A 10,141-nucleotide genomic window follows, 5' to 3' on the forward strand; every position below is an offset into this window, starting at 1 on the left:
TCCTGCCCTCATGCCCCAGCCGATCCGCATCAAGGACCACGAAAAAGACGCCCGCCTGGTGCGTGGTCGCGTCGTGTTCGGCGCTATTGCGGTGGTGACGCTGATTGGCGTGCTGATCGCGCGGTTGTATTTCCTCCAGGTGATCCAGTACGAGTATCACTCGACCTTGTCGGAGAGCAACCGCGTACACGTACAGCCGATTCCGCCGACCCGCGGGCTGATTTTCGACCGCAATGGCGTGGTGGTGGCGGATAACCGGCCCAGCTTCAGCCTGAGCATGACCCGCGAGCGTTCCGGCGACTGGCAGAAAGTCCTCGACGTGATCGTCGAAGTGCTGCAGTTGACGCCTGAGGACCGGGCGATCTTCGAGAAGCGCATGCGCCAGGGCCGGCGTCCCTTCGAGCCGGTGCCGATCATGTTCGAGCTGACCGAAGAACAGATCGCCCTGATCGCGGTGAACCAGTTCCGCCTGCCGGGCGTCGAGGTGGTGGCGCAGTTGGTGCGGCATTATCCCCAAGGGCCGCACTTTGCCCACTCGGTCGGCTACATGGGGCGGATCAACGAGAAAGAGCTCAAGACCCTCGACCCGGTCAACTACAGCGGCACCCACCACATCGGCAAGACCGGTATCGAGCGTTTCTACGAGGCCGAGCTGCATGGGCAGGTGGGTTACGAGGAAGTCGAGACCAATGCCCGCGGCCGCGTATTGCGCGTGCTCAAGCGCACCGACCCGATTCCCGGCAAGGACATCGTGCTGAGCCTGGACATCAAGTTGCAGGAAGCCGCCGAAGCGGCGCTGGGCGGCCGGCGCGGAGCGGTGGTGGCGCTGGACCCGAACACCGGCGAAGTGCTGGCGATGGTCAGCCAGCCAAGTTTCGACCCGAACCTGTTCGTCACCGGCATCAGTTTCAAGGCCTATGCCGAGCTGCGGGATTCCATCGACCGGCCGCTGTTCAACCGTGTGCTGCGCGGCCTCTACCCGCCGGGCTCGACCATCAAGCCGGCCGTGGCGATTGCCGGGTTGGATGCGGGCGTGGTCACCGCGTCGAGCCGGGTCTACGACCCGGGGTATTACCAACTGCCGAACTACGACCACAAGTACCGCAACTGGAACCGCACCGGTGACGGCTACGTGGACCTGGAAACGGCGATCATGCGCTCCAACGACACCTACTTCTACGACCTGGCCCACAAGCTGGGGATCGATCGGTTGTCGTCCTACATGAACAAGTTCGGCCTCGGTCAGAAAGTCTCCCTGGACATGTTCGAGGAGTCGCCCGGCCTGATGCCGTCCCGGGAATGGAACCGGGCGACCCGCCGCCAGGCCTGGTTCCCGGGCGAAACCCTGATCCTGGGGATCGGCCAGGGCTACATGCAGGCAACGCCCTTGCAACTGGCCCAGGCCACGGCGCTGGTGGCGAGCAAGGGCAAGTGGTATCGCCCGCACCTGGCCAAGACCATCGAAGGCCAGAAACCAGTGGACCCGGACCCGATGCCGGACATCATCCTGCGCAATCCGGCGGACTGGCAGAGGGTCAACAACGGTATGCAGGCGGTGATGCACGGCGCCCGAGGCACCGCGCGCAAGGCAGCCCTCGGCGCGCAATACCGGATTGCCGGCAAGAGTGGTACGGCCCAGGTCGTCGCCATCAAGCAGGGCGAGAAGTACGACCGCTCCAAGGTCCAGGACCGCCACCGCGACCACGCCTTGTTCGTCGGTTTTGCGCCAGCCGAGAACCCGAAGATCGTCGTGTCGGTGATGGTCGAGAACGGTGAATCCGGTTCCGGCGTCGCCGCGCCGGTGGTGCGCCAGATCATGGACGCCTGGTTGCTGGATGAGCACGGCCAGCTCAAGCCTGAATACGCAAGCCCCATCACTGCGGAGGCTACGGCCCGTGAAGAATAATTTCGACCGGATCCTGTCCAGCGAAGACGTGATGCGCCGCCGTGCCACCTTGCTGCAGCGCATGCACATCGATGGCCCGTTGCTGATCCTGCTGCTGACCCTGGCCGCCGGCAGCCTGTTCGTGCTGTATTCGGCCAGCGGCAAGAGCTGGGACTTGCTGGCCAAGCAGGCCACCTCGTTCGGCATCGGCCTGGTGTCGATGATCGTCATCGCCCAGCTCGAGCCGCGGTTCATGGCGCGCTGGGTGCCGGTGGCCTACATCGTCGGCGTCGGTTTGCTGGTGGTGGTGGACATCATGGGCCACCACGCCATGGGCGCCACCCGCTGGATCAACATTCCCGGGGTCATCCGCTTCCAGCCTTCGGAATTCCTCAAGATCATCATGCCGGCGACCATTGCCTGGTACCTGTCCAAGCGCTCGTTGCCGCCACAGCTCAAGCATGTATGTGTCAGCCTGTTGCTGATCGGCATCCCGTTCATCCTCATCGTGCGCCAGCCGGACCTCGGCACCTCGCTGCTGATCCTGGCCGGCGGCGCCTTCGTGCTGTTCATGGGCGGGTTGCGCTGGCGCTGGATCCTCAGCGTGATCGCCGCCGCCGTGCCGGTGTCGGTGGCCATGTGGTATTTCGTGATGCACGACTACCAGAAGCAGCGCGTCCTGACCTTCCTCGACCCGGAAAGCGATCCGCTGGGCTCCGGCTGGAACATCATCCAGTCCAAGGCCGCCATCGGTTCCGGCGGCGTATTCGGCAAGGGCTGGCTGATGGGCACCCAGTCGCACCTGGACTTTTTGCCGGAAAGCCACACCGACTTCATCATCGCCGTGATGGGCGAGGAGTTCGGCCTGGTGGGCATCTGCGTGCTGCTGCTGATCTATTTATTGCTGATCGGCCGGGGGCGGGTGATCACCGCCCAGGCCCAGACATTGTTCGGCAAGTTGCTCGCGGGCAGCCTGACCATGACGTTTTTTGTTTATGTTTTCGTCAACATCGGTATGGTCAGTGGCCTGTTGCCGGTCGTGGGGGTGCCGTTGCCTTTCATTAGCTACGGAGGAACTTCGCTGGTGACACTACTGTCAGCGTTTGGGGTTTTGATGTCGATTCATACGCATCGCAAGTGGATCGCGCAGGTTTGAATAAGGTGAAGAGTTCAATGCAAGCAATGCGTGGCTGGTCGACGCGATGTGCGCCGTGGATCGGCCTGGTCGGCTTCCTGGGCAGTGCGTCGCAGGCCTTGGCCGGTGAATACGAAGGCTCGCCACAGGTGGCCGAATTCGTCGGCGAGATGACCCGCGACTACGGTTTCGCCGGTGAACAACTGATGGGGGTGTTTCGCGAGGCCGAGCGCAAGCAGTCGATCCTCGACGCGATCTCCCGGCCCGCCGAGCGGGTCAAGCAGTGGAGCGAGTACCGGCCGATGTTCATCACCGAGGCGCGTGTCGCCCGGGGCGTGGACTTCTGGCGCCAGCACGAGGCGGCCCTGGCCCGTGCCGAGCAGGAATACGGCGTGCCGGCCCAGTTCATTGTGTCGATCATTGGCGTCGAGACCTTCTTTGGCCGCAACACCGGGAATTTCCGGGTGATCGACGCGTTGTCGACCCTGGGCTTCGATTACCCGCCGCGTGCCGAGTTCTTCCGCAAGGAGCTGCGCGAATTCCTGCTGCTGGCCCGTGAAGAACAGGTCGATCCGCTGACGCTGAAGGGCTCCTACGCCGGGGCCATGGGCCTGCCGCAATTCATGCCCAGCAGTTTCCGCGCCTACGCGGTGGACTTCGATGGCGACGGCCACATCAATATCTGGACCAACCCGACCGATGCCATTGGCAGTGTCGCCAGTTATTTCAAGCGGCACGGTTGGGAACCCGGCCAGCCGGTGGTCAGCCGCGCCGATGTGCGCGGCGAGCAAGTGGACCAGGGCCTGACCGAGGGCATCGAGCCGACGAAAACCGTCGGGGAGTTGCGGGCGTTGGGCTGGTCGAGTCATGATGCGCTGCGTGACGACATGCCGGTCACCGCGATGCGCCTGGAAGGCGAACAGGGCCCCGAATACTGGATGGGCCTGAAGAATTTCTACGCGATTACGCGTTATAACCGCAGCGTGATGTACGCCATGGCCGTATATCAACTGTCTGAAGAGCTGGTCAAAGCACGGGGCGTCAAATAATGCGGGCATTGCCTACCTATCAACCCCTGAAAACCAAGCCTTTCAAGCTGGTGGCGCTGGCCGCGCTGTCGCTGCTGGTCGTCAGTTGTTCGACCAGCCGCGCGCCGGTCCAGAAAAACACCACCGCCGTGCGCGCCACGCCGGGCCTGGACATCAACCGGGCCCACAAGGACGGCGCGCCGTGGTGGGACGTGGACGTCTCGCGCATTCCCGACGCCACGCCGACCCTGCACACCGGCCCCTACAAGGCCAACCCCTATACGGTGCTGGGCAAGACCTATTTCCCGATGGCCGAGTCCAAGCGCTACGTGGCCTCGGGCACGGCATCCTGGTACGGCACCAAGTTCCACGGCCAGAACACCGCCAACGGCGAAGTGTACGACCTGTACGGCATGAGCGCGGCCCACAAGACCTTGCCGCTGCCCAGCTATGTGCGGGTGACCAACCTGGACAACAACAAGACGGTGATACTGCGGGTCAACGACCGTGGGCCGTTCTATTCCGACCGCATCATCGACCTGTCGTATGCGGCGGCAAAAAAGCTGGGTTACGCTGAAACCGGCACCGCCCGGGTCAAGGTCGAAGGCATCGACCCGCAGGAATGGTGGGCCCAACGTGGCCGTCCGGCGCCGTTGATGCTCAACGAGCCGAAAGTGGCGCAAAATGCCGCGCCCACCGTGACGGCGTCCACCGGCACGGTCGAGCAGTGGACACCGCCGCCGCAGCAACACGCCGCGGCCGTGCTGCCAGTGCAGATCGATGCAAAAAAAAACGCTTCTGCAACAGCGTCTGGCCAGTTTCTGCAAGTGGGCGCGTTCGCCAACCCGGACGCTGCCGAGCTGCTGAGGTCGAAGCTCAGCTCGATGGTGAGCGCCCCGGTGTTCATCAGCTCGATCGTGCGCAACCAGCAGACACTGCATCGGGTGCGCCTGGGGCCGATCGGTTCTCCGGGTGAAGTCCAGAAGGTGCAGGACAGTGTGCGCCTGGCCAATCTCGGTTCGCCGAGCCTGGTCACTGCTGAGTAATTGATTGAGGCCCGCTTGCGGTTGGAGCGGGTCAGGTTGTTGGCTCCATGAATAACAAAAGCCCGGCAAGGGCAGTGAGTGAGCAACTTAAATACGCGGCAGCCCGAGGGTTTGTATGAAAAGTCGCCGAGCGGCGATCAGGCAAGGCGAAAACAGGCGAGGAAGCGGAGTTGACTGGTTGTCAATGAGCATTCCGAGCCTGTTTTCAACGCAGCATGATCGTCGCGCAGGCACTTTTCATACAAAGCCTGAGGTTGCCTGTTTTAGTTCTGCCTTCGGGCAGTCCCATTAGCGATTTCGAGAGACGGATGAACATCACCACCTTTGCCAAACGCCTTTGCCTGCTAGTCCCGCTGCTTCTCTCACCGGCCGCGTTCGCGGTCGAGATGATGCCGGCGCCCCCTCAATTGGCTGCTAAATCCTTTGTGCTGATGGATGCCAGCAGCGGCGAGGTGCTGGTGGAGAACAACGGTGACCCGCGTCTGCCACCGGCCAGCCTGACCCAGCTGATGACCGCCTACATCGCGACCCTGGAAATCCGTCGTGGCCAGATCGGTGAAAACGATCCGGTGACCGTCAGCGAAATCGCCTGGCGCACCGGCGGCTCGCGGATGATCATCAAGGTCGGTTCGCAAGTGACCGTCAGCGACCTGCTGCACGGCATCATCATCCAGTCCGGCAACGACGCCAGCGTCGCCCTGGCCGAGCACATCGCGGGCAGCGAAGATGCGTTCGCCGACATGATGAACAAAACCGTGGCCGACCTGGGCATGACCAACAGCCACTTCATGACCCCCACCGGCCTGCCGAACCCTGAGCACTATTCGTCGGCTCACGACATGGCGATCCTGGCCCGGGCAATCATTCATGAAGACCCGGCGCACTACGCCATCTACTCCCAGAAGGAATTCTTCTGGAACGGCATCAAGCAGCCTAACCGCAACCTGCTGCTGTGGCGCGACAAGACCGTCGATGGCCTGAAGACCGGCCACACCGACGAAGCCGGCTACTGCATGGTGTCCTCGGCTGTGCGTGACGGCATGCGCCTGATCGCCGTGGTCTTTGGCACCAGCAGCGAAGTGGCCCGTGCCGCCGAGACCCAGAAGCTGTTGACCTACGGCTTCCGTTTCTTCGAAACCCAGACCTTCTACCAGAAGGGCACCGAACTGGCCCAGGCCCAGGTCTGGAAAGGCTCGACCAACCAGGTCAAGGCTGGCCTGGCCCAAGACCTGACCATGACCCTGCCTAAAGGCCAGCTCAAGAAGCTCGCTGCCAGCATGACCATGAACCCGCAACTGACCGCTCCTATCGCCAAGGGCGACGTGATCGGTAAAGTCGAAGTCAAACTGGACGACAAAGTGGTGCACAGCGCTGACCTGATCGCTCTGGACGCGGTCGAGGAAGGTGGTATCTTCCGCCGCATCTGGGATAGCATCCGTCTATTCTTCTACGGCTTGTTCAACTGATTGAAGTGTTGACCTGCATGGCCTCGTTCCCCTCCGGAGCGGGGCCATGTGCGTTACCACGGCTTACGAGGCCGTTACGCCATGACAGACTCCGAAGTAAAGGCGCCAAAAATCGAATTCCCCTGCGCGGATTATCCGATCAAGGTAATCGGCGACACCGGCGTGGGTTTCAAGGACAAGATCATCGCGATCCTTGAAAAACATGCCACCGTTGATCACAAGACCCTGGCCGAGCGCCAGAGTACCAACGGCAAGTACACGACGATCCAGTTGCACATCATTGCCACCGGTCAGGAACAGCTCTACGACATCAACAGCGAGCTGCGCGCCACCGGTTTCGTGCACATGGTGTTGTGATGCCGGGCACGCTGGGCTTTCGCGAGCTGGGCACGATGGCTTACGAGCCGGTCTGGCATGCCATGCAACGCTTCACCAACGAACGCGGCACCAGCGCCGACGATGAAGTCTGGCTGGTGGAACATCCGCCGGTGTTCACCCAGGGCCAGGCCGGCAAGGCCGAGCACCTGTTGCTGCCGGGGGAAATCCCGGTGGTGAAGGTCGACCGCGGCGGGCAGGTGACCTACCATGGGCCTGGCCAACTGGTCGCCTACCTGTTGCTGGATGTGCGCAAGCTGGGGTTTGGCGTGCGCGAGCTGGTCACCCGCATGGAAACGTGCCTGATCGAGCTGCTGGCCAGCTACGGGGTGACGGCGGCGGCCAAGCCGGATGCGCCGGGTGTCTACGTCGAGGGGGCGAAGATCGCGTCCCTGGGTTTGCGGATCCGCCACGGCTGTTCGTTTCATGGCCTGGCGTTGAACGTGGACATGGACCTGGCGCCATTCCGACGGATTAATCCCTGTGGCTACGCGGGACTGGCGATGACCCAGTTGAGCGAGCACGCAGGACCGATTGAATTTGCCGAGGTAAGTGCCCGGCTGCGCGCGCAGCTCGTCAAACACCTCGACTATGCTGAGCAGACGACCCTCACGGGCGGAATCGACTGATATGACTACTGATGCAGTGCAAACCATGATCCCGACGCTGGACGTCACCGAGCGTCCGGCCCCGCGTGCCAAGGTAGAAGCCGGCGTCAAGCTGCGCGGCGCCGAGAAGGTTGCACGCATCCCGGTCAAGATCATCCCTACCACCGAATTGCCGAAGAAACCTGACTGGATCCGTGTGCGCATCCCGGTTTCCCCGGAAGTCGACCGTATCAAGGCCCTGCTGCGCAAGCACAAGCTGCACAGCGTCTGCGAGGAAGCTTCCTGCCCGAACCTGGGCGAATGCTTCTCCGGCGGCACCGCCACGTTCATGATCATGGGCGACATCTGCACCCGTCGCTGCCCGTTCTGCGACGTCGGCCACGGCCGTCCGAAGCCATTGGACACCAACGAGCCGGAAAGCCTGGCCATCGCCATCGCCGACCTGAAGCTCAAGTACGTGGTCATCACTTCGGTAGACCGCGACGACCTGCGTGACGGCGGTGCCCAGCACTTTGCCGACTGCATCCGCGAGATCCGCAAGCTGTCGCCGAACGTCCAGCTGGAAACCCTGGTGCCCGATTACCGTGGCCGCATGGACATCGCCCTGGAAATCACCGCCGCCGAGCCGCCGGATGTATTCAACCACAACCTGGAAACCGTGCCGCGCCTGTACAAGGCCGCGCGTCCGGGTTCGGATTACCAGTGGTCGCTGACCTTGCTGCAGCGCTTCAAGCAGATGATGCCGCACATTCCGACCAAGTCTGGCTTGATGCTGGGCTTGGGTGAGACGGATGAGGAGGTTATCGAGGTCATGAAGCGCATGCGTGAGCATGACATTGACATGCTGACCTTGGGCCAATATTTGCAGCCTTCCCGTAGCCACTTGCCGGTGCAGCGTTTTGTGCATCCCGATACTTTTGCCTGGTTTGCCGAGGAAGGGTACAAGATGGGGTTCAAGAACGTGGCTTCGGGGCCGTTGGTGCGGTCTTCGTATCATGCGGATGAGCAGGCTAAGTTGGTCAAGGCTGAGCTTTTGGGGTCCTGATTTTTTGGGGCGGTGTGTATATCCGTTTCTTCGGTAACGGCTACTTATGGTTCCGCCCTTACGGCGGGTCACTTTTGAAAAGCCCGGAAGCCGGCCCAGTCAAAAGTAACCAAAACGCTCTTGCCCCACCACTCGGTGCCTCGCTTAGGCTCGGCATGCCCTCACTCCGGCATTGCTCCGTGGGCCCGCCGCGAAGGGCCATCCATGGCCCAGCGCGGCTATCCCGGCATCCATGCCGGGATACCCACTCCACAATGCCTGCGTTCGGCCATCGTGGTTAACGGGGCGCCCCAGATCAAGATCAAAATCAAGATCAAGATCAAAAGCCAAAGCGAGGCGGCCTGATAGCCGACCTGGCTCTGGCAGTCGTACTTCGATCCAATTGTGGGAGCGAGCCTGCTCGCGAAGGCGGTGGGTCAGTTTGCGGTGATGTTGGATGTGCTGGCCCCTTCGCGAGCAGGCTCGCTCCCACAGGTTTTTGCGGTGTATATGGGTTTGTGTCTGCTGAAGATCTAATGTGGGAGCGAGCCTGCTCGCGATGGCGGTGGGTCAGTTTGCGGTGATGTTGGATGTGCTGGCCTCATCGCGAGCACGCTCGCTCCCACAGGTTTTCGCGGTGTATATGGGGTTTGTGTCTGCTGTAGCTCCCATGTGGGAGCGGTGTATATGGGTTTTGTGTCTGCTGAAGATCTAATGTGGGAGCGAGCTTGCTCGCGATAGCAGTGGTGCAGCCACACAAATGCCAGCTCCGACCGCTTTTGCTTTGCTTTGCTTTGCTTTGCTTTGCTTTGCTTTGCTTTGCTTTGCTTTGCTTTTGATCTTGATCTTGATCTTGATCTTGATCTTGATCTGAGACGCCCCGTTAAACCACGCTGGCCGAACGCAGGCATTGCGCAGTGGGCACCTCGGCATGGATGCCGAGGTAGCCGCGCTGGGCCATGGATGGCCCTTCGCGGCGGCCCACGGAGCAATGCCGGAGTGAGGGCACACCGAGCCTTAGCGAGGTGCCGAGTGGTGGGGCAAAGCGTTTTTGGTTACTTTTGGCGCTCTTCCAAAAGTGACCCGCCGTCAGGGCGAAACCCTAAGTGGCCGTTACCGCAGAAACGGATATTCACCCCCCTCTAAAAGTAACGTCCTAGGAGATTTCCTTCGAGTTGTGGCGAACTTGGTGAACTTGTCCGGCGTCTGCCTCGTGGCTAGTCTGGGGTTGTCACTGAAAAAAACGGTGACACTGGCGTGCAAGCCGGTTAAAAGACGACGCGCAAGCGCTTTATGGCGGTTGTGCGTGGGAGATTTCTTCGTGAGAAGGATTCTGCCGGGGTTCCGTCTGCCCGGTCTTGCACACCTGCGTACAACTGCCACCTCATTTGCGTGCAAGCGAAGGGTGTCGGCTCCACTTCTACAGATGGAGCTTCACGACATGTTCAAAGTAACTCCGAATCCGCCAGAAAACCCTGGCAACAACTCCGACAAATCTGAGGTGGTCAACTTTTTCCGGACACCTCAATCGGTGTTTTCAGGCTGTTTGCCGCTCGTACTGATTGGGCGGCAAA

At 61.5% G+C, this 10,141-nt stretch carries 9 protein-coding genes; all 9 read left to right on the forward strand.

The features are described from left to right. The first annotated feature begins 10 nt into the window (after window positions 1–10). The 9 genes from mrdA (at window position 11) to HGO40_RS24180 (ending at window position 8,933) form a co-directional block, all read left to right on the forward strand. The gene (mrdA, locus tag HGO40_RS24140) at window positions 11–1,906 is read left to right on the forward strand and encodes a penicillin-binding protein 2 (protein ID WP_250965062.1); all 1,896 of its coding nucleotides are present in this window, start codon (window positions 11–13) and stop codon (window positions 1,904–1,906) included. A 31-nt stretch (window positions 1,907–1,937) separates the two neighbouring features. Beyond that, window positions 1,938–3,041, forward strand: a complete 1,104-nt coding sequence (gene rodA, locus HGO40_RS24145; RefSeq protein ID WP_250965066.1) for a rod shape-determining protein RodA — start codon at window positions 1,938–1,940, stop codon at window positions 3,039–3,041. Between the two features lie 17 nt (window positions 3,042–3,058). Then, complete coding sequence (gene mltB / locus HGO40_RS24150; RefSeq protein WP_186706571.1) at window positions 3,059–4,069, forward strand: lytic murein transglycosylase B; 1,011 nt, start codon at window positions 3,059–3,061, stop codon at window positions 4,067–4,069. Next, window positions 4,069–5,094, forward strand: coding sequence for a septal ring lytic transglycosylase RlpA family protein (locus tag HGO40_RS24155; RefSeq protein WP_186706570.1), 1,026 nt, complete (start codon window positions 4,069–4,071; stop codon window positions 5,092–5,094). The genes mltB and HGO40_RS24155 overlap by 1 nt, the downstream gene beginning before the upstream one ends. A 308-nt stretch (window positions 5,095–5,402) precedes the next feature. Then, the gene (locus tag HGO40_RS24160; RefSeq protein WP_250965063.1) at window positions 5,403–6,560 is read left to right on the forward strand and encodes a D-alanyl-D-alanine carboxypeptidase family protein; all 1,158 of its coding nucleotides are present in this window, start codon (window positions 5,403–5,405) and stop codon (window positions 6,558–6,560) included. A gap of 81 nt (window positions 6,561–6,641) precedes the next feature. Continuing rightward, entirely contained in the window at window positions 6,642–6,917 is a 276-nt protein-coding gene (locus tag HGO40_RS24165) for a DUF493 domain-containing protein (protein ID WP_053125656.1), read from the forward strand. Continuing rightward, window positions 6,917–7,564, forward strand: a complete 648-nt coding sequence (gene lipB / locus HGO40_RS24170) for a lipoyl(octanoyl) transferase LipB (protein WP_250965064.1) — start codon at window positions 6,917–6,919, stop codon at window positions 7,562–7,564. Before HGO40_RS24165 ends, lipB begins: the two co-directional genes overlap by 1 nt. Window position 7,565: 1 nt before the next feature. Beyond that, window positions 7,566–8,588, forward strand: a complete 1,023-nt coding sequence (gene lipA, locus HGO40_RS24175) for a lipoyl synthase (protein ID WP_014340371.1) — start codon at window positions 7,566–7,568, stop codon at window positions 8,586–8,588. Window positions 8,589–8,792: 204 nt separating this feature from the next. Beyond that, window positions 8,793–8,933: a hypothetical protein gene (locus tag HGO40_RS24180; protein ID WP_250965065.1), complete on the forward strand. Its 141-nt coding sequence runs from the start codon at window positions 8,793–8,795 to the stop codon at window positions 8,931–8,933. Window positions 8,934–10,141: the final 1,208 nt, after the last annotated feature.

It is taken from the genome of Pseudomonas sp. CG7 (assembly GCF_023701885.1).
In the GTDB taxonomy this organism is placed as follows: Bacteria; Pseudomonadota; Gammaproteobacteria; order Pseudomonadales; family Pseudomonadaceae; genus Aquipseudomonas; species Aquipseudomonas zanjanensis.

Excerpts from the sequence above, each read along its gene's own strand:
- rodA (WP_250965066.1), top strand. The coding sequence starts at position 1,938 with ATGCGCCGCCGTGCCACCTTGCTGCAGCGCATGCACATCGATGGCCCG.
- HGO40_RS24165 (WP_053125656.1), top strand. The coding sequence starts at position 6,642 with ATGACAGACTCCGAAGTAAAGGCGCCAAAAATCGAATTCCCCTGCGCG.
- HGO40_RS24155 (WP_186706570.1), top strand. The coding sequence starts at position 4,069 with ATGCGGGCATTGCCTACCTATCAACCCCTGAAAACCAAGCCTTTCAAG.
- HGO40_RS24160 (WP_250965063.1), top strand. The coding sequence starts at position 5,403 with ATGAACATCACCACCTTTGCCAAACGCCTTTGCCTGCTAGTCCCGCTG.
- mltB (WP_186706571.1), top strand. The coding sequence starts at position 3,059 with ATGCAAGCAATGCGTGGCTGGTCGACGCGATGTGCGCCGTGGATCGGC.
- lipA (WP_014340371.1), top strand. The coding sequence starts at position 7,566 with ATGACTACTGATGCAGTGCAAACCATGATCCCGACGCTGGACGTCACC.
- mrdA (WP_250965062.1), top strand. The coding sequence starts at position 11 with ATGCCCCAGCCGATCCGCATCAAGGACCACGAAAAAGACGCCCGCCTG.
- lipB (WP_250965064.1), top strand. The coding sequence starts at position 6,917 with ATGCCGGGCACGCTGGGCTTTCGCGAGCTGGGCACGATGGCTTACGAG.
- HGO40_RS24180 (WP_250965065.1), top strand. The coding sequence starts at position 8,793 with ATGGCCCAGCGCGGCTATCCCGGCATCCATGCCGGGATACCCACTCCA.